Origin of the sequence: Streptomyces sp. Ag109_O5-10, assembly GCF_900105755.1 — a bacterium.
Taxonomy (GTDB): Bacteria; Actinomycetota; Actinomycetes; order Streptomycetales; family Streptomycetaceae; genus Streptomyces.
Map to the genome: position 1 here is coordinate 4,747,818 of NZ_FNTQ01000001.1, position 19,303 is coordinate 4,767,120.

At 70.6% G+C, this 19,303-nt stretch carries 13 protein-coding genes and 1 riboswitch; of the genes, 5 read left to right on the forward strand and 8 right to left on the reverse strand.

Annotated elements, in window-relative coordinates:
• Positions 1-110: 110 nt before the first annotated feature.
• Positions 111-1,715, reverse strand: coding sequence for a YibE/F family protein (locus BLW82_RS21705; protein WP_093500911.1), 1,605 nt, complete (start codon positions 1,713-1,715; stop codon positions 111-113).
• A 71-nt stretch (positions 1,716-1,786) separates the two neighbouring features.
• Positions 1,787-1,964: riboswitch (TPP riboswitch) on the forward strand.
• Between BLW82_RS21705 and thiC the strand changes: the two genes are divergently transcribed.
• On the forward strand, positions 1,957-3,759 hold the full coding sequence (gene thiC / locus BLW82_RS21710; RefSeq protein WP_093500913.1) for a phosphomethylpyrimidine synthase ThiC: 1,803 nt from the start codon (positions 1,957-1,959) through the stop codon (positions 3,757-3,759). It overlaps the preceding riboswitch by 8 nt.
• A gap of 92 nt (positions 3,760-3,851) precedes the next feature.
• Here the strand turns inward: thiC and BLW82_RS21715 are convergent, their stop codons facing one another.
• The 3 genes from BLW82_RS21715 to BLW82_RS21725 all read right to left on the reverse strand — a co-directional run bounded on the left by BLW82_RS21715 (position 3,852) and on the right by BLW82_RS21725 (position 7,359).
• The gene (locus BLW82_RS21715) at positions 3,852-4,721 is read right to left on the reverse strand and encodes a hypothetical protein (RefSeq protein WP_093500915.1); all 870 of its coding nucleotides are present in this window, start codon (positions 4,719-4,721) and stop codon (positions 3,852-3,854) included.
• Positions 4,722-4,902: 181 nt separating this feature from the next.
• The gene (locus BLW82_RS21720) at positions 4,903-5,991 is read right to left on the reverse strand and encodes a metallophosphoesterase (RefSeq protein ID WP_093500917.1); all 1,089 of its coding nucleotides are present in this window, start codon (positions 5,989-5,991) and stop codon (positions 4,903-4,905) included.
• A gap of 255 nt (positions 5,992-6,246) precedes the next feature.
• Entirely contained in the window at positions 6,247-7,359 is a 1,113-nt protein-coding gene (locus tag BLW82_RS21725; protein WP_093500919.1) for a LacI family DNA-binding transcriptional regulator, read from the reverse strand.
• Positions 7,360-7,829: 470 nt separating this feature from the next.
• On the opposite strand from BLW82_RS21725, the gene hisC reads away from it, so the two are divergent.
• From hisC to cydD, 4 genes are all read left to right on the forward strand, one after another.
• Entirely contained in the window at positions 7,830-8,909 is a 1,080-nt protein-coding gene (hisC, locus tag BLW82_RS21730) for a histidinol-phosphate transaminase (RefSeq protein WP_093500921.1), read from the forward strand.
• Positions 8,910-9,181: 272 nt separating this feature from the next.
• Entirely contained in the window at positions 9,182-10,690 is a 1,509-nt protein-coding gene (locus tag BLW82_RS21735) for a cytochrome ubiquinol oxidase subunit I (protein WP_093500923.1), read from the forward strand.
• Positions 10,691-10,708: 18 nt separating this feature from the next.
• Complete coding sequence (cydB, locus tag BLW82_RS21740; RefSeq protein WP_093500925.1) at positions 10,709-11,716, forward strand: cytochrome d ubiquinol oxidase subunit II; 1,008 nt, start codon at positions 10,709-10,711, stop codon at positions 11,714-11,716.
• A gap of 50 nt (positions 11,717-11,766) precedes the next feature.
• Entirely contained in the window at positions 11,767-15,528 is a 3,762-nt protein-coding gene (cydD, locus tag BLW82_RS21745) for a thiol reductant ABC exporter subunit CydD (RefSeq protein ID WP_093500927.1), read from the forward strand.
• A gap of 19 nt (positions 15,529-15,547) precedes the next feature.
• Here the strand turns inward: cydD and BLW82_RS21750 are convergent, their stop codons facing one another.
• From BLW82_RS21750 to BLW82_RS21765, 4 genes are all read right to left on the reverse strand, one after another.
• On the reverse strand, positions 15,548-16,435 hold the full coding sequence (locus tag BLW82_RS21750) for an HAD-IIB family hydrolase (protein WP_177233027.1): 888 nt from the start codon (positions 16,433-16,435) through the stop codon (positions 15,548-15,550).
• A 90-nt stretch (positions 16,436-16,525) separates the two neighbouring features.
• On the reverse strand, positions 16,526-17,428 hold the full coding sequence (locus BLW82_RS21755) for an LLM class flavin-dependent oxidoreductase (protein WP_093500931.1): 903 nt from the start codon (positions 17,426-17,428) through the stop codon (positions 16,526-16,528).
• A gap of 142 nt (positions 17,429-17,570) precedes the next feature.
• The gene (locus tag BLW82_RS21760; RefSeq protein ID WP_093500933.1) at positions 17,571-18,146 is read right to left on the reverse strand and encodes an RNA 2'-phosphotransferase; all 576 of its coding nucleotides are present in this window, start codon (positions 18,144-18,146) and stop codon (positions 17,571-17,573) included.
• Between the two features lie 109 nt (positions 18,147-18,255).
• Positions 18,256-19,215, reverse strand: coding sequence for a MerR family transcriptional regulator (locus BLW82_RS21765; RefSeq protein WP_093500934.1), 960 nt, complete (start codon positions 19,213-19,215; stop codon positions 18,256-18,258).
• Positions 19,216-19,303 lie beyond the last annotated feature (88 nt).

Consider the following 19,303-nt stretch of genomic DNA (forward strand, 5'->3'; position numbering starts at 1 on the left):
TCCCTGGGCGCCAACGGGCGGCTCTTGGCGGAACGCTACCCCTGCCGCGCCGGCGCACGACTCGCGCCCCCACCTCGTGGACGGCCTTCTCCCGGGCCGTCCACTGCGGCTCACCGCTTCCGGCGCCGCCCCCGCCCGCCGCGCGCGGCGGCCGGCCCGGCCGGTGCGGTCTCCGTGGACACGGCCGCCTCGGCGCCCGGCCGGTCGGCCGAGACGACCAGGGCGGCGAGGAGCGTGGTGACCGGCACCGAGGCGACCAGGCCGATCGAGCCGACCAGCGTGCGCACGATCTCCTCGGCCACCAGTTCGCTGTTGGCGACCGTGACCACGCTGCTCTGCGCGATGGAGAAGAGCAGCAGCAGGGGCAGTGCGGCGCCCGCGTAGGCCAGCACGAGGGTGTTGACGACGGAGGCGATGTGGTCGCGGCCGATGCGGATGCCCGCCCGGTACAGCCCGCGCCAGCCCATCGTCGGATTGGCCTCGTGCAGCTCCCAGACGGCGGAGGTCTGAGTCACCGTCACGTCGTCCAGGACCCCCAGCGAACCGATGATGACACCGGCCAGCAGCAGGCCGCTCATGTCGATCGACGGGTACAGGCCGTGGATCAGGCCGGTGTTGTCGTCGGTGTTGCCGGTGAGCGCGGCCCAGTCGATGAACTCCGAGCCGAGCAGTCCGATCAGGCACAGTGAGACCAGCGTGCCGAGCACCGCCACCGAGGTCCGGGCCGACAGACCGTGGCAGATGTACAGGGCGATGAGCATGATGGCGCTCGACCCGACCACGGCCATCAGCAGCGGATTCGAGCCCTGCAGGATCCCCGGCAGGATGAACATGGTCAGCACCAGGAAGCTGACGGCCAGCGCGACCAGCGCCATCACACCCCGCAGCCGCCCCACCACCACGACGGCGAGCGCGAAGATCCCGGCCAGCAGCGCCATCGGGAACTTCCGGTTCACGTCGGTGACCGAGTACTGCAGGTCCTTGGGTGCGGAGGGCTCGTACGCGGCCACGACCTGCTCGCCCTCGTGCAACTGCCGCGACTGGTCGGGCTGCACGATCTCGGTGAAGGTACGTCCCTTGTCCTTGCCGGCGTCGACCCGGACCGTGGCCTTCTTGCACGTGCCGCCCTCCTCCTTCGAGGAAGTGCCGTCGGAGGTCGAGGTGTCGCCGGTCGAGCCGCCTCCGGAGGCGTTGACCGACTTGCAGCTGACCGAGACGACCTTGGTGACCGTCGCCGCCTGGGTCTGGCGGTCGAAGCCGACACCGGTGCGCTCGTGCGGCGGGGCGCCGCCGGGCCACAGGACCACCAGGCCGACCACGACCGCGGCGGTGAAGGGGATGAGGATCGCTGCGATGACCTTCCGCAGGTGCTTGGAGACGGGGGCGGCGGGGCCGTGGCTGTGGCTGTGCCCGTGCGAGTGGCCGTGACCGCCGCCTGGCCCGGAGCCGCCCTGGTCGGGGCCCGGGGCGGGTGAATAGCCGTGAGTCCGGCCGTGGGACGAATGGTGCTGGGTCTCACCGTGGCCGTGGGCATGGCCGTTGTCGTGACGGTGGGCATGGCTGAGGGCCTGCCCGTGGTCGTACTGCTCGCCCTGCCCGTGGATGTGTCCGTCGCCGGCACCAAGGCCCCCGTGGCCGGGTCCACCACCCTGCGGGGCGCCGTTGCCGCGCCGCGGGTCGGGGGGCGGATAGGGGTGCTGCTGTGTCGAGGTCACCGCCCGATCATCGCAAGAACGGCAGGGGCCCTCTGTTCACCGCGCCCGAATTGACGCTAGCGTGGAGGCACCTTTGCACACGCGGGAGCTCGGAGCACCGGGCTGAGAGGGCGCTGACCTCCGTATTCGCGATGTTTCACGTGGAACAAGTGATGTTTCACATGAAACGCCGCCCGACGGAAGCCGCTGCGTCGACCGCCGAACCTGTTACCGGGTAATGCCGGCGTAGGGAGTAGGTCTCATGACCAACAAGGACGCACGCACGCCTGCCTTCAGCCAGGACGAACAGCCCATTACGGGTGAACCGTCCCCGGAGGCCGGACAGTCCATCGGCTGGCACAAGGGGTATGTCGAGGGCTCCCGCCCCGACCTACGAGTGCCGGTCCGTCAGGTGCATCTCACCAACGGGCAGTCGGTCACGCTCTACGACACCTCCGGTCCGTACACCGACCCGCTCGTCGAGACCGACGTCCGCAGGGGCCTGCCGCCGCTGCGGGAGAACTGGATCGTCGCCCGCGGCGACACCGAGGAGTACGCGGGCCGGCCCGTCCGTCCCGAGGACGACGGAATCAAGCACACCTCGCCGCGCGGGGGCCTGCGCAACCTGGACGCGGTCTTCCCGGGCCGCCCGCGCCAGCCGCGCCGCGGCCGGGGAGGCGAGGCGGTGACGCAACTCGCGTACGCCCGCCGGGGCGAGATCACTCCGGAGATGGAGTACGTGGCCATCCGAGAGAACGTCGCTCCCGAGGTGGTCCGCGAGGAGATCGCGGCGGGCAGGGCCGTACTCCCCGCCAACGTCAATCACCCGGAGATCGAGCCGATGATCATCGGCAAGCGGTTCTTGGTGAAGGTCAACGCCAACATCGGCAACTCCGCGGTCACCTCCTCCATCGAGGAGGAGGTCGAGAAGATGACCTGGGCGACCCGCTGGGGTGCCGACACGGTCATGGACCTCTCCACCGGCCGCAACATCCACACCACCCGCGAGTGGGTGCTGCGCAACTCCCCCGTCCCCATCGGCACGGTGCCGCTCTACCAGGCACTGGAGAAGGTCGACGGAAAGGCCGAGGAACTGACCTGGGAGATCTACAAGGACACCGTCGTCGAACAGGCCGAGCAGGGTGTGGACTACATGACCGTCCACGCGGGCGTGCGCCTGCCGTACGTGCCGCTCACCGCCAACCGCAAGACCGGCATCGTCTCGCGCGGCGGCTCGATCATGGCGGCTTGGTGCCTCGCGCACCACAAGGAGTCGTTCCTGTACGAGAACTTCGAGGAACTCTGCGAGATCCTCGCCGCCTACGACGTCACCTACTCCCTGGGCGACGGACTGCGCCCGGGATCCATCGCGGACGCTAACGACGAGGCCCAGTTCGCGGAGTTGCGCACGCTCGGGGAACTCAACCGGATCGCCAGGCGTTTCGATGTACAGACCATGATCGAGGGCCCGGGCCATGTCCCGATGCACAAGATCAAGGAGAACATCGACCTTCAGCAGGAGATCTGCGATGAAGCTCCGTTCTATACGCTCGGCCCGCTGACCACGGACGTCGCGCCGGCGTACGACCACATCACCTCCGGCATCGGTGCCGCGATGATCGCCTGGTGGGGCACGGCGATGCTCTGCTACGTCACGCCCAAGGAGCACCTGGGCCTGCCCAACCGCGACGACGTCAAGACCGGCGTCATCACCTACAAGATCGCAGCCCACGCCGCCGATCTGGCCAAGGGCCACCCGGGCGCGCAGGAGTGGGACGACGCGTTGTCCGACGCACGCTTCGAGTTCCGGTGGGAGGACCAGTTCAACCTCGCCCTGGACCCGGACACGGCCCGCGAGTTCCACGACGAGACGCTTCCGGCGGAGCCGGCGAAGACGGCCCACTTCTGCTCGATGTGTGGGCCGAAGTTCTGCTCGATGAAGATCTCGCAGGACATCCGGCGTGAACACGGTGGCGGTCAGGCCGAGGTCGAGGCGGGTATGGCGCAGAAGTCCAAGGAGTTCGCGGCCGCGGGAAACCGGGTGTATCTGCCGATCGCGGAGTGACGGCGGGCCGGAGAGCGTGCGGAGGTTCGGGACGCAGGTTCGCGTGGGCCGGGTGTCCGGCCTGCGCCCCCTGGGCGGGGGCGCAAGCTGGGCTATTCCGGCTGGTGTTCCGGGCCTCCGAAGTCCGGGCTGGTGTAGTCCGGGCTGGTGAAGCTCGGGCGGGGGGCGGGTGCGGCGCCGTCGTCGGTGCTGAAGCCGGGGCGGTCGTATCCGAGACGCGGCATCCGGCCCGCCGGGCCGGACGGGGTGGTACGGCGCAGTCCGGCCGTGCCGGAGTCGGCGGTCAGCGCTTCCCGCAGGAAGGGCAGGATGCCGCGCTCCAGCACGGCGTCCCGCCAGGCCTCCCGGGCCTTGGCCACCTCCCCGCCGGGCTCGCCGTAGGCTCCGGCCTCCAGCGAGGGGCTGTTGCGCAGTGCGGTGAGCAGCAGTCCCGCGCCGGCCATGACGATGGCGGCCGCGGTCACGACGCCGAACACCCAGCCCGCGGTGAGCATGGTCTGGGCGAACGCCGGGGCGGGGTCCAGCATCTTCAGGACGTATCCGACGAGCAGGAAGATCGCGGCGGCGGTGCCGGCGAGCACCGGTGCCAGCACCAGGGCGAGGGCGAAGCCTCCCGCACCGGTGGTTTCGGCGGCCTCGCCGAGGGTGGTGGCGAGCCCCATCGCGCCGTCCGCGTCCGGCTCTGCGGAGCCGGAGTCCTGGACGGCGGCCGGGGTGGACCGCGCCGGATTGCGCAGTTCCTCGCGGACCTTCACATAGTGCTGGTACTCGGTCGCCGCGGCCGCCGTGATCAGTGCGGTGGCGTTGAGCGCCATGGTGCGCAGCTGTTCGGTGTTCAAGTGCCGGCCTATGCCAGCCAGTTCGGGACGGTACGGGGCGGAGCGCAGCGCCTCGTCGAGGATCCGCTCGTATTCCTGGCGGTCCTCGCTGTGCAGGTGCTGCGGAACGCTGTTCATGTGCATCCCCCGATGCTCCGTAGGGCTGGTGGCTCGCACGCCGGCGAGCCGTCGGGCAGAAACGGAGGGGAGCCTGCTACGGATAAACCGATGGTAGAGCCGTTACGGCACGCGGTGACAGGGGGTTGCCGGAAATTGGGGGTGGCCCGTGTGTGACATCGGGGGGATGAAACCGCCCGCCCAACCCTCAGGGGTTCAGCGGGAGTTGCCTCACCAGCAGCTTTCCGGCCATGGTCACGCCGCCGTCCATGGCGATGGCGAGCCCGTCGGCGTAGACGTGCGGTCCCTCCACAACGGGGCCGGTGCCCTCCTCGCCCTCCTCGGAGCCGACTTCGCCCAGCAGATAGGGAATCGGGCTGTGCCCATGAACGATGCGGGTACCGCCGTACGTATCGAGAAGGGAACGGACGGCGTCTGCACCCCCCTCGTCGCGGAAGGAGAAGCGCTTGGTGAACTTGCGGAAGAGGTCCCACACCTCGTCCGCGTCGTTGCGCGTGATGGTCTCGCGGACGGTGTCGTTGACCGCCTCGATCGAGTCGCCGTAGTCGAGGTAGGCCGTGGTGTCGGAGTGGACCAGCAGGTAGCCGTCGACCTCCTCGACGGCGTCCAGGCGGGCCATCCACTGCAGGTGGTGGTCCTGGAGCCGGTCCATGTCGGTCTTCTGGCCGCCGTTGAGCAGCCAGGCCGCCTGGAAGGTGGCGGTGCCCGCGCCGGAGTTGACGGGGGTGTCGCCGAACCGCTTGGCGCCGAGCAGTAGCAGCTCGTGGTTGCCCATGAGTGCCTTGCAGTAGCCGCCGGCCGCGGCCGCCTCGGCGGACAGCCGCATCACCAGGTCGATGACGCCGATGCCGTCGGGACCCCGGTCGGTGAAGTCGCCGAGGAACCACAGCCGAGCGGTACCCGCACACCAGTGCCCGTCCGCGTCGGTCAGACCTTGCTCCTGCAGTGCGGCGGCCAGCTCGTCGATGTAGCCGTGCACGTCACCGACGACGTACAGCGGGCCGGAACCGTCCGCGGACTGCGCGGCCGGGACGGCGGCCGGTTCGACGGGCACCTGGAGCGTGTCGCCGCGGTTGATGACCGGGAGGTCGCGCTGGGTGGGCGTGTACCCGTCCGGATACCCCTCGGGGTACATGTCGTCGAGGGGCGGGGCGACGTCGCCGGGGTGGATGCTGGCGGCGTACGGACCGGTCTCGTTGACGTACCCGGGCACCCGGAAGTCGCGCAACGTCGCCGTCCGCTCCGCCTCGGGTCCCTGACCGGCCCCCTGAGTCATCAGACCCCTCCACCATCGCGCCGCATCTGCACCGCTTCGGACTGCCTGGTCGCAGCGGCCCGCGGTGTCGTGGGCCCATCATAGGAATGCCCGTCGCGCCGTGTGATGACCCAGGGGTGGTGAATCCGGGCAGGACTCCAGTTCAGGGTGGCTTTCGCCCCGGTTGGGCAGGGGTTCGACCACCCGTCGCCCGGCTGCCGGCCGCCGTCCGGCGACGACCGGCAGCCGCGCCGCCCCGTGCTCGGCGTGTCCGTGCTACTCCTCCTCCGGTGCCCGTGGCGGGCTGACCGTGGTGCGCTGCGCGCGTCGCTGGGAGGAGGTACGCACGATCAGCTCGGTCGGTATCACCTGTTCGACCGGCTGGTCCGACTCGACTCCCTCGATCGCGTCGATGAGCAGCTGCACCACCGCCGTGCCGATGCGGCGCGGCTTCAGGGAGAGCGTGGTGATGGGCGGCTCGGTGTTGGCGTAGACGGTCGACTCGCTGCAGCACACCAGGAGCAGGTCGTCGGGGACGCGCAGCCCGTAGCGGCGGGCGGCGGCGAGCAGGTCGGTGCCGTTGGGGTCGAACAGCCCGTAGACGGCGTCGGGGCGGTCCGGACGGGCCAGCAGCCGGTCGGCGGCGACGGCGCCGGCGCACGGGTCGTGGGCCGGGTAGGCCTCGTAGACCGGGTCCTGGCCGACGCGCTCGCACCAGCGCAGGTAGGCGGTGGTCGACAGGTGCGTGTACGTGTCCGTCGTGGTGCCCGTGAGCAGACCGATCCGGCGGGCACCGGCGTCGGCGAGGTGGTCGAGGATGCCGAGTACGGCGGCCTCGTGGTCGTTGTCCACCCAGGCGGTGACCGGGAGCGCGCCGGCGGGGCGGCCGTCGGAGACCACCGGGAGGCCCTGCCGGACCAGTTCGCTGACCACCGGGTCCTGGTCGGAGGGATCGATGACGACCGTGCCGTCCAGGGCGACGTTCGACCACACGTCGTGCCGTGAGGTGGCGGGCAGGATGACGAGGGCGTAGCCGCGGGCGAGCGCGGCCGAGGTGGCGGCCCGCGCCATCTCGGCGAAGTACGCGAACTCGGTGAAGGTGAAAGGTTCATCCCCGTACGTCGTCACGGTCAGGCCGATGAGTCCCGACTTGCCGGTACGGAGGGTGCGGGCGGCGGCGGAGGGGCGGTACCCCAGCCGGTCCGCGACCTCTCTGACGTGGCGGCGGGTGGCGTCCGGGAGCCGCCCCTTGCCGTTCAGGGCGTCGGAGACGGTCGTGATGGAGACTCCGGCGGCGGCGGCCACGTCTCTGATGCCCGCCCGGCCCGGCCGGCTGCCTCGCCGAGAGGTTTCCGCGCGGCTCACCTGGTGCTTCCCTGCTGCTGTCATGGCGAGCCGATAGTAGGGCTCATGCGGTGGGGTAGTGCGGACGCATATGCACGCGTTGACAGGCACGTTTCTGCAAGGTCAATTTAGGTCAACTGCCTTAGAAAGAAAGTCAGTTGAACGATCCAATGGTAAGACGTGACTTGTCGGCACGGATGGGCCTGCCAAGTGCCCGATGTTTCGAAGAGGTCTCAACTCACCTGCACGGGTGATGCGCGCTACGGCGCGAGCCACCGGCGCGTAGATATATGTAGGGCGCGCCCCCGACAAATGCGCCTTCGTGCGGTGATGCCCGTGATGCCGGTGGTACGGATGAGGCTCGGCGTTCCGGCTCCTCGCCCGCCCGCCGCCGTGCCGGTCCGGTTCTTCGCGCTCTCTTCCCCTGTACGCGGCGGCGCCGAATCCTCATAAGGTGAGCAGTATTGGATGCCGGAGGCGTGGACGGTCCGCCGGTGGTCGCGAGGAGGACTGCGGTGAGCGAGACGAGCCCCAAGCTGCGCGCCGAGCTGGAGGGTATCCCCACCTACAAGCCGGGCAAGCCGGCGGCGGCCGGCGGCCCGGTCGCGTACAAGCTCTCCTCCAACGAGAACCCGTATCCGCCGCTGCCCGGAGTGATGGAGTCCGTCACCGCGGCCGCCGCCTCCTTCAACCGCTACCCCGACCTCGCGTGCACCGGGCTGGTGAACGAGCTCTCGGACCGTTTCGGCGTGCCGCTCGGGCACCTGGCCACCGGCACCGGTTCGGTCGGTGTCGCCCAGCAGCTGGTCCAGGCCACCAGCGGACCCGGCGACGAGGTGATCTACGCGTGGCGGTCCTTCGAGGCTTATCCGATCATCACGCAGATCAGCGGTGCCCAGTCGGTCCAGGTGCCGCTCACGCCCGGCGATGTACACGACCTGGACGCGATGGCGGCCGCCGTCACCGACCGCACCCGCCTGATCTTCGTCTGCAACCCCAACAACCCGACCGGTACGGTCGTGAAGCGGGCCGAGCTGGAGCGGTTCCTGGACCGCGTGCCGAACGACGTGCTGGTGGTCCTGGACGAGGCCTACCGGGAGTTCATCCGCGATCCCGAGGTCCCCGACGGCGTCGCGATCTACCGTGAGCGGCCGAACGTCTGTGTGCTGCGGACCTTCTCCAAGGCCTACGGCCTCGCCGGGCTGCGCGTCGGCTTCGCGATCGCGCACGAGCCGGTGGCCGCGGCGCTGCGCAAGACGGCGGTTCCCTTCGGGGTGAGTCAGCTCGCCCAGGAGGCGGCGATCGCCTCGCTGCGGGCCGAGGACGAGCTGCTGGGCCGGGTCGGCTCGCTGGTGTGCGAGCGGCAGCGGGTGGTCGAGGCGCTGCGCGGCCAGGGCTGGACGGTGCCCGAGACCCAGGCCAACTTCGTGTGGCTGCGGCTGGGGGAGCGTACGACCGCCTTCGCGCAGCTCTGCGAGGAGCACGGTGTGGTCGTGCGGCCGTTCCCCGGCGAGGGCGTGCGGGTGACGGTCGGCGAGACCGAGGCGAACGACATCTTCCTGAAGGTGACGGAGGCGTTCCGCAAGGAGCACTAGCGTCCGCGGGCCGCGCGGAGGTCACCGCGCGGCCGAAGGGTGTCAGGTGTGCGGGGTCGCGCGGCCGGAACGAGGGCCGAGCGGCCCCGTTCGCATGTTCCGGAGGGGCCGGACGGCCCAAGTGCGACCCCCCTTCGATGTTCGAGAGTGAGTGCGCCATAATGGCTTGTGAATGTGAATGCATTCACAAGCGTGTCCCGTTTGCTCCGTGATGTACGTGACAAACGGGGGCACATGCCGCTGTACCACGGCGACGTAAGGAGACTGACGACGTGGACCTGGCTCTGGCGCCGGAGACACTGGCGCGCTGGCAGTTCGGCATCACCACCGTCTACCACTTCCTGTTCGTCCCGCTGACGATCTCACTGGCCGCGCTCACGGCCGGCCTGCAGACCGCCTGGGTGCGCACGGAGAAGGAGAAGTACCTCAGGGCGACCAAGTTCTGGGGGAAGCTCTTCCTGATCAACATCGCGATGGGTGTGGTCACCGGCATCGTGCAGGAATTCCAGTTCGGCATGAACTGGTCCGACTACTCGCGCTTCGTCGGCGACATCTTCGGCGCCCCGCTCGCCTTCGAGGCACTGATCGCCTTCTTCTTCGAGTCCACCTTCATCGGGCTGTGGATCTTCGGCTGGGACAAGCTGCCCAAGAAGATCCACCTGGCCTGCATATGGATGGTCTCCATCGGCACGATCCTGTCCGCGTACTTCATCCTCGCGGCCAACTCGTGGATGCAGCACCCCGTCGGCTACAAGATCGACAAGGCGAAGGGGCGGGCCGAACTCACCGACTTCTGGGCCGTCCTCACCCAGAACACCGCGCTGGCCCAGGCCTTCCACACGCTGTCCGCGTCCTTCCTGACCGGTGGCGCGTTCATGGTCGGCATCGCCGCCTTCCACCTGTTCCGCAAGAAGCACATCAGCGTGATGAAGACCTCGCTGCGGCTCGGCCTGGTCACCGTCGTCATCGCCGGCATGCTCACCGCGATCAGCGGCGACACCCTCGGCAAGGTCATGTTCAAACAGCAGCCGATGAAGATGGCCGCCGCCGAGGCCCTGTGGGACGGCCAGAAGCCGGCGCCCTTCTCGATCTTCGCCTACGGAGACGTCAGCAAGGGCCACAACACCGTCGAGTTCTCCGTCCCCGGCCTGCTGTCCTTCCTGGCCGACGACAGCTTCAACTCGTACGTCCCCGGCATCAACGACACCAACAAGGCCGAGCAGCAGAAGTACGGCGCCGGCGACTACCGGCCCATCATCCCCGTCACCTTCTGGGCGTTCCGCTGGATGATCGGCTTCGGCATGGCGTCCTTCGCCATCGGCCTCGCCGGACTCTGGCTGACCCGCAAGAAGTTCATGCTGCCGCAGCACCTGCGGGTCGGTGAGGACGAGGTGCCGAACCTGGTCCTCTTCAGGAGCAAGGCGCTCAGTCCTCAGCTCGGCAGGCTGTACTGGCTGGTGGCGATATGGACGCTGGGCTTCCCGCTGATAGCCAACTCCTGGGGCTGGATCTTCACCGAGATGGGCCGCCAGCCCTGGGTCGTCTACGGCGTTCTGCAGACCCGCGACGCGGTCTCCCCCGGTGTCTCCCAGACCGAGATCCTCATCTCGCTGGTCACCTTCACCGCGCTCTACGCCGTCCTCGCCGTCGTCGAGGTCAAGCTGCTCGTGAAGTACATCAAGGCCGGCCCGCCCGAGCTCACCGAGGATGATCTCAACCCGCCCGCGAAGATCGGCGGCGAGGCCCGTGACGCCGACAAGCCGATGGCCTTCTCGTACTAGGCCGAGGGAGACGCAGTCATGGAACTTCACGACGTCTGGTTCGTCCTGATCGCCGTCCTGTGGACCGGCTACTTCTTCCTGGAGGGATTCGACTTCGGGGTCGGCATCCTCACCAAGGTGCTCGCCCGCGACCGCCTGGAGAAGCGGGTGCTGATCAACACGATCGGCCCGGTCTGGGACGGCAATGAGGTGTGGCTGCTCACCGCGGGCGGCGCGACCTTCGCCGCCTTCCCCGAGTGGTACGCCACGCTCTTCTCCGGCTTCTACCTGCCCCTGCTGGTCATCCTGGTCTGCCTGATCGTCCGGGGCGTCGCCTTCGAGTACCGGGCCAAGCGGCCCGAGGAGAAATGGCAGCGCAACTGGGAGACCGCGATCTTCTGGACCTCGCTGATCCCGGCGTTCCTGTGGGGCGTGGCCTTCGGGAACATCGCGCACGGCGTCAAGATCGACCGGAACTTCGAGTACGTCGGCACCGTCTCGGACCTGTTCCACCCGTACGCTCTGCTCGGCGGACTGGTGACGCTGACCCTGTTCACCTTCCACGGCTCGGTGTTCACCGCGCTCAAGACGGTCGGTGACATCCGGGTACGGGCGCGGAAGCTGGCCACCAAGGTCGGTGTCCTCACCGCGGCGCTGGCGCTGGCCTTCCTGGTGTGGACCCAGGCCGCCAGTGGCGACGGCAAGAGCCTGGTGGCACTGATCGTGGCGGTCGCCGCACTTGTGGCCGCCCTCGGAGCCAATCTGCGGGGCCGCGAGGGATGGGCGTTCGCCCTGTCCGGCGTGACCATCGTGGCCGCCGTGGCGATGCTCTTCCTGTCGCTCTTCCCGAATGTCATGCCGTCGTCGCTCAACGGGGACTGGAGTCTCACGGTCACCAATGCCTCGTCGAGTCCGTACACCCTGAAGATCATGACGTGGCTCGCGGCGATCGCCACGCCGCTCGTCCTGCTCTACCAGGGGTGGACCTACTGGGTGTTCCGCAAGCGGATCGGTACGCAACACATCGCGACCGAAGCCGCGCACTGAGTCCGAGGAGTGGGTGTTTCACGTGAAACACCCACTCCGGGCCGAAGGGCATGTTTCACGTGAAACCAATCGATCCCCGTCTGCTGCGTTACGCCCGTGCCACCCGCCTCTTCCTGGTGGCCGTGGTCGGCCTTGGCGCCGTCGGTGCCGGGCTGGTCATCGCCCAGGCCATGCTCATCGCCGACGTGGTGGTCGGCGCCTTCCGGCACGGTCACTCCGTCTCCGAACTCCGCACCCCACTCGTGCTGTTGGCGGTCGTGGCCGTCGGCCGGGCACTGGTCTCCTGGCTCACCGAACTCGCCGCGCACCGAGCGAGCGCGGCGGTCAAGTCCGAGCTACGCGGCCGGCTCCTCGACCGTGCGGTGGCACTCGGCCCCGGCTGGCTGAGCGGTCAGCGGACCGGGTCTCTGGTCACTCTCGCCACGCGTGGGGTCGACGCCCTCGACGACTACTTCTCGCGCTACCTGCCGCAACTGGGACTGGCGGTGGTCGTGCCGGTCGCGGTGCTGGCGCGGGTCGTCACCGAGGACTGGGTCTCCGCGGCGATCATCGTGGGAACCCTGCCGCTGATCCCGCTCTTCATGGTCCTGATCGGCTGGGCAACCCAATCCCGGACGGAACGTCAGTGGCGGCTGCTGTCGCGGCTCTCCGGCCACTTCCTGGACGTGGTGGCCGGGCTGCCCACGCTGAAGGTGTTCGGCCGGGCCAAGGCGCAGGCCGAGTCCATCCGCCGGATCACCGGTGAGTACCGGCAGGCGACCATGCGGACGCTGCGGATCGCGTTCCTCTCCTCGTTCGCGCTGGAGCTGCTCGCCACGCTGTCGGTGGCGCTGGTCGCCGTGACGATCGGCATGCGGCTCGTCCACGGTGACATGGATCTGTACATCGGGCTGGTCATCCTGGTGCTGGCGCCCGAGGCGTATCTGCCGTTGCGGCAGGTGGGAGCTCAGTTCCACGCGGCGGCGGAGGGGCTGGCGGCCGCGGAGGAGATCTTCGCGGTGCTGGAGACGCCGGTGCCGGCGTCGGGGGCGGGTGCGGTGCCTTCCGCCACGACCCTCGCCTTCGAGGACGTGACGGTCCGCTATCCGGCGCGCTCGGCGGACGCCGTGACCGATGTGTCGTTCACGGTCGAACCCGGGGAGACCGTCGCGCTGGTCGGTCCGAGCGGGGTGGGCAAGTCGACCCTGCTCAACGTCCTGCTGGGGTTCGTGCGGCCGACGCGGGGGCTGGTGCGGATCGGAGACGCCGATCTCGCCGACGTCGACCTGGCGGAGTGGCGGTCGCGGATCGCCTGGGTGCCGCAGCGGCCGCATGTGTACGCCGGGACGATCGCCGCGAACGTACGGCTCGCGCGTCCCGACGCGGACGACGACGCCGTCCGGGGGGCGCTGCGGGACGCCGGGGCGCTGGAGTTCGTGGACGCGCTGCCGGAGGGGACGCAGACGGTTCTCGGTGAGGACGGGGCAGGTCTGTCCGCGGGGCAGCGGCAGCGGCTGGCGCTGGCGCGGGCGTTTCTGGCCGATCGGCCCGTGCTGTTGCTGGATGAGCCGACGGCTGCGCTGGACGGGGCGACCGAGGGGGAGGTGGTGGCGGCGGTACGGAGGCTGTCCGAGGGGCGCACCGTGTTGCTGGTGGTGCATCGGCCGGCGCTGCTGTCGGTGGCGGACCGGGTGGTGCGGCTCTCCGGCGGCGAGGCTCCCAGGGGGCTCCGCCCCCTGGACCCCCAGGACCTTTGCCCACCCACCACCCGCCTCGGTCAGTTGGAAGGTGAGGTCGCGGATGGGCTCGATCAGGCGATAGGTGAGGTCGCGGATGGGCTCGGCCAGCCGATAGGCGAAGGCGCGGCACGGCTCGGTGGGCCGGCAAGCGAGGGCGTGGGGCGGCTCGGGGTGGTGGAAGGGGCGGTTGCGGGGCGGCTCGGTCAGGTGGAAGGGGACGTTGCGGGGCGGCTTGGGGAGTCGGTCGGTGAGGGCGGTGATCGGCTCGGGGGGTTGGAGGGTGTGCGGTCGGAGGAGTTCGCGCGGGTTGTAGGCGGCACCGTGGACTCGGTGGCTGTGGGGCGCCGGGGTGTTCTCGGGCGGGTGCGTGCCGCCTCTGGGGCCCGGCGGGGGCGGTTGTTGCTCGCGCTGTTGCTCGGGGCGCTGGCGCTCGGCAGTGCCGTCGGGCTGATGGCGACCTCCGGGTGGCTGATCTCGCGGGCCTCGCAGCAGCCGCCGGTGCTGTACCTGATGGTCGCCGTGACGGCCACGCGGGCCTTCGGGATCGGGCGGGCCGTGTTCCGGTACGGCGAGCGGCTGGTGTCGCACGACGCCGTGCTGCGGATGCTGGCCGACACGCGGGTCGCCGTGTACCGGCGGCTGGAGCGGCTCGCGCCTGCCGGGCTGCGGACGACCAGGCGGGGGGATCTGCTCAGCAGGCTGGTCGCCGATGTGGACACCCTGCAGGACTACTGGCTGCGGTGGCTGCTTCCGGTCGGGGCCGCGGTGGCGGTTTCGGCCGGGGCCGTGGGTTTCACGGCCTGGCTCCTGCCCGAGGCCGGGGCCGCGCTCGCGGTGGGGCTGCTGGCGGCCGGTGCCGGTGTTCCGGTGGTGACCTCGGCCGTGGCCCGGCGTGCGGAGCACCGCTTGGCACCGGCCCGCGGGCTGCTCGCCACCCGGGTGACCGATCTGCTCACCGGCACCGCCGAACTGACCGTTGCCGGCGCGCTGCCGGCCCGCACCGACGAGGCCCGGCGGGCCGACGGCACGCTCACCCGGATCGCCTCGCGCGGGGCCACGGCCACCGCGCTCGGCGACGGGCTGACCGCGCTGCTGACCGGTCTGACCGTCGCGGCCGCCGCGCTGCTGGGTGCCCGGGCGGTCGCCGACGGCCGCCTGAGCGGCGTGGCGATGGCGGTCGTCGTACTCACTCCGCTGGCCGCCTTCGAGGCCGTACTCGGGCTGCCCGCGGCCGTGCGGCACCGCCAGCGGGTGCGCAGGAGCGCCGAGCGCATCTACGAGGTGCTGGACGCTCCCGAGCCCGTGCGGGAGCCGGAGCGGCCGCGTCAGGCGCCCGCCGCGCCCTTCCCCGTCGTGCTGAAGGGCCTGACGGCGCGGTACCCGGGGCAGTCACGGGACGCCCTCAGGGGGGTCGACCTCACCCTGCACGAGGGGCGCCGGGTCGCCGTGGTCGGTGCATCCGGCGCCGGCAAGTCGACCCTCGCCCAGGTCCTGCTGCGGTTCCTCGACCCGGACGCGGGCTCCTACACGCTGGCCGGCGTGGACGCGTACGGCATGGACAGCGACGACGTACGGCGGCTCGTCGGGCTGTGCGCCCAGGACGCGCACCTCTTCGACAGCTCCGTGCGCGAGAACCTGCTGCTCGCCCGGAAGGACGCCACCGAGGAGGACCTGCGGGAGGCGCTGGGCCGGGCCCGGCTGCTCGACTGGGTGGACGGGCTGCCCGACGGACTCGACACCCTGGTCGGCGAGCACGGGGCACGGCTGTCCGGCGGGCAGCGGCAGCGGCTGGCCCTCGCCCGGGCGCTGCTCGCCGACTTCCCGGTGCTCGTGCTGGACGAGCCGGCCGAGCATCTCGACCTGCCCACGGCGGACGCCCTCACCGCGGACCTGCTGGCCGCCACCGAGGGCCGTACGACACTGCTCGTCACGCACCGGCTGGCGGGCCTGGAAGCCGTGGACGAGGTGGTCGTCGTCGACGCGGGCCGGGTGGTGCAGCGCGGGAGGTATGCGGAACTGGCCGCCGTGGCCGGACCGCTGCGCGACATGGCGGAGCGGGAGGCGGCGGCGGACTCTCTGGTGGGAGCGGGATAGCCCGGCGCGGCGGGCGGCCTCAGGCGCGGGCGGCCAGCAGCCGCTCGATCACCACGGCCACCCCGTCCTCGTTGTTGGCGACCGTGCGTCCCGAGGCGGCGGCGACGGCGGCGGGGTGGGCGTTGCCCATGGCGTACGACTGACCGGCCCAGGTCAGCATCTCGACGTCGTTGGGCATGTCCCCGAAGGCGACGACCTCCGTGTGCGAGATGCCGCGTTCGGCGCACTCCTGGGCGAGCGTGCTGGCCTTGGAGACACCCGGGCCGCTGATCTCCAGCAGGGCGCTCGGGCTGGACCGCGTGACGGTGGCGCGGTCGCCGACGGCGAGGCGGGCGAGGGTGAGGAAGGCGTCGGGGTCGAGGTCGGGGTGGAAAGCGAGGATCTTGAGGACGGGCTCGCCGGCGCTCGGCCCGTCGGCCGCGAGGATCTCCTCGGCGGCGAGCAGGTGGTCCGGTATCTCAAGGTGCAGCTTGGGATAGGCCGGCTCCTGGTGGAAGCCGTAGGTCTGCTCGATCGCGTACACGGTGCCGGGCGCGGCCTCGCGCAGCAGTCGTACCGCGTCCAGCGCGTTCTCCCGGGCCAGGTCGCGCACCTTCACGAAGCGGTGGGCGCCGGGGCCGCCGTGCAGGTCGACCACGGCCGCGCCGTTGCCGCAGATCGCCAGGCCGTGGCCGTGGACGTGGTCGCTGACGACGTCCATCCAGCGGGCCGGGCGGCCGGTGACGAAGAAGACCTCGATCCCCGCCTCCTCGGCGGCGGCCAGCGCGGCGACCGTCCTCGGGGAGACCGACTTGTCGTCGCGCAGCAGGGTTCCGTCCAGATCGGTGGCGATCAGCCGGGGCGGGGTCGCGAAGGCAGGGGTCTCGGGCTGTCGGGTCGCTGAGGTCACCGCGCCATTCTCGCGCATATGCCCGCACGGCCGTGCGGGCGGGCGCACAGATGAGACACAGATGACTCCGAGGCGCCCCCTGCCGTGCCCCGGCCCTGCCGGGGGGACTCAGCCGAGCTGGGCCGGGGCCTCCATGGCGATCTGCTCGAAGACCTTCTGGTCGGCCGCGAAGTCCGATTCGGCAATGGGCCAGTGGATCACCAGCTCGGTGAAGCCCAGCTCCTGGTGGCGGCCGGCGAAGTCCACGAAGGCGTCCAGGGACTCCAGGGGACGGCCGCGGTCCGGGGTGAAGCCGGTGAGCAGGACCTTGTCCAGCTCCGCCGCGTCCCGGCCGATCGCCGCGCAGGCCTCGCCGAGCTTTCCGAGCTGACCGCGGAGCGCCTCGACCGACTGCTCCGGGGTGCCGTTCTCGTACAGCTTCGGGTCGCCGGTGGTCACCCACGCCTGACCGTGCCGCGCGGCCAGCTTCAGTCCGCGCGGGCCGGTGGCCGCGACCGCGAAGGGCAGCCGGGGCCGCTGCACACAGCCCGGGATGTCGCGCGCCTCGTGGGCCGAGTAGAACTCGCCCTCGTACGTCACCGAGTCCTCGGTGAGCAGTCGGTCGAGGAGCGGCACGAACTCGGCGAACCGGTCGGCGCGCTCGCGCGGGGTCCAGGGCTCCTGGCCCAGCGCGGTGGCGTCGAAGCCGTTGCCGCCCGCGCCGATGCCGAGGGTGACGCGACCGCCGGAGATGTCGTCGAGGGAGATCAGTTCCTTGGCGAGGGGCACCGGATGCCGGAAGTTCGGCGAGGTGACAAGGGTGCCGAGGCGCAGTCGGTCGGTGACGGACGCGGCGGCGGTCAACGTCGGGATCGCCCCGAACCACGGGCCGTCCCGGAAGCTGCGCCAGGACAGGTGGTCGTAGGTGTAGGCGGTGTGGAAACCCAGTTCCTCGGCCCGCGTCCAGGCGGCGGCGCCGCCCTCGCTCCAGCGGCGGTACGGGAGGATCACGGTGCTCAGACGCAGACTCATGCGTCCGAGACTAAAGGGACCCGCCGGAACGGCCGAAACGCTCACCGTATGAGGCTGCTCGGCCACGGCGTGAGCAGGTACGCGGCCACCTGCTCCCGGTACGTGCGGTCTCCGGGCAGCGGTACGACCAGCGGGGCCGGGGTCAGTGGGATTCGGGGAAGCGCAGGTAACGCGGCGGAACCGCCCGCGTCAGCCACACCCCGTTCGCGCTGATCTGGAAGACGTGCCCGTCCCGGTGCATCGCGGCCGCGTCCACCGACAGCACGACGGGGCGTCCGCGCCGGGCACCGATCCGCGTCGCGGTCTCCCGGTCCGCCGAGAGATGCACGTCGTGCCTGTTCATCGGTCTGAGGCCCTCGCTCCGGATCGCGTCCAGGTTCCGGGCCACGGCGCCGTGGTAGAGGTACGGCGGCGGGGTCGCGGGGGGCAGTCCTAGGTCGACGTCGACGCTGTGGCCCTGGCTGGCGCGGATCCGGGTGCCTTCGACGGCGAACCGCTGCTTGTCGTTGGCGGCGACGACGTGGTCCAGTTCCTCGCGGCTGACCGGGAAACCGTGCGCCGCTGCCGCCGCGAGCAGCGTGTCGATCTCCACCCAGCCCGCCTCGTCCAGGCTGAGCCCGAGACGTTCGGGCTGGTGGCGCAGGTGTTTCGAGAGGTACTTCGACACCTTCACAGTGCGCCGCTCGTCCGGTGTCCGGTCGTTGTGTCTCGCGTTCATGCCATCAGCGTGCCGGGCGGGACGCGGATCACGCAGATATTTTCCGCCGCAGGTTTGATCCACAACCAAGTGCGGTTATCCACAAGGAAATTGGCAGAGCTGTGGACAACTACCGGGCAGTTCGCGGTGTTTCGTCAAGATCGTTAACTGAGCTGTGATCTGCGGCCAGGGCATCCAAGTGCCGTGCGTCGACCTCGCGTTCGGCGGCAAGAGCGATGAATTCGGCGATGCGGTCCGGGCCAACCAGGCGCCGGACGGCCTGAACCGTCTCGGCGGGGAGAGGGACGCCACGGGTCTCGTCCGAGGCCTTCGGCGGTTCCCCCGCGACGAGCCGGCGACGCACCTCACGGGTGGCGAACAGGCGCATCGCGCGGGCCAGTTCGGCGTCCACCGTCTGCCGGGCCAGGGGGCGCAGGCGGCGTACCAGCGAAGCCGCCTCGGCCGCGTCGGCGTCGGTGCGGTGGCCGGGGTCGTCGAGGTAGCGGGCGAAGACGTGCTCGGTGGTGAACTCCAGGAAACGGGCGGCTATGTGCTCAACCTGAAGTCTCAACTCCCGCAGGTGCTCGGAGATCGCGGAGAGCGGGACGCCGGCCGCGTACAACTCGGCCGCCACGGAGAGCTCTTGGGGGCTCGGGGCGAGGAAGGAGCCGGGGTCGTCGGCCACCGGCTCCAGTACGCCCAGTGCCACGGCCTCGGCCACGGCCGCGTCGTCGGGGGAGCCGCCGAAGCGGTCGTCCAGCTCGGCGCGGGTCAGGCGCACCGGTTCCTCGTCGGTCCATGGGCCCTCGGCCTCGGTGACGAGCCCGAGGACGCCGGCCAGGCCGCGGCCGGTGTCCCAGGCGTCGAGCAACTCCTTGATGGAGGCGAGGGTGTAGCCGCGGGAGAGGAGGTCGGCGATCTGGTGGAGGCGGGTGAGGTGGACGTCGGAGTAGAGGTTGGCGCGGCCCTGGCGTTCGGGGCGGGGGAGGAGGCCCTTGTCCTGGTAGGCGCGGACGGTCCGGACGGTGGTGCGGGAGAGGCGGGCGAGGTCCTCGATGCGGTAGGTGGGGGTGGCCGGGGGGTCGGTCACGTGGGGTGCTCCTTGGCAGGTGCGGCAGGTGCGGCAGGTGCGGCAGGTGCGGCAGGTGCGGCAGGTGCGGCTGGTGCGGTAGGTGAGG